1 protein-coding gene is annotated in these 315 nt (G+C 59.0%); it reads left to right on the plus strand.

The features are described from left to right. Window positions 1-315, plus strand: a 315-nt coding sequence (locus KVS69_RS19200; RefSeq protein WP_217539552.1) for an ABC transporter substrate-binding protein, incomplete at both ends; no start/stop codon positions are given.

Raw genomic sequence — 315 nt, forward strand, 5'->3', positions numbered from 1 at the left:
CCAGGTCATCTTCCAGCGCCTCGTACAGGAACTGCAGGCGAACGCCGTGCAAGGCGACCTGATGTCGACCAACGACGACGGCCAGATGCTGCAGCTCAAGGAACAAGGCGCGCTCGCCCAGTACGCACCCGAAAACCTGAAAGACATGGTGACGGAACTTCGCGATCGTGCGGACAAGGAAAACTACTGGATCACGTCCGGCGTTTCACCGCTGGTGATTGCCTATAACACCAAGCTGGTGACGGAAGCGGAAGCGCCGAAGAACTGGTCCGACCTCACCGATCCCAAATGGAAGGGACAGGTTGCGATCGGCCA

The organism is Stenotrophomonas sp. GbtcB23, from assembly GCF_019091045.1.
GTDB lineage: Bacteria > Pseudomonadota > Gammaproteobacteria > Xanthomonadales > Xanthomonadaceae > Stenotrophomonas > Stenotrophomonas rhizophila_A.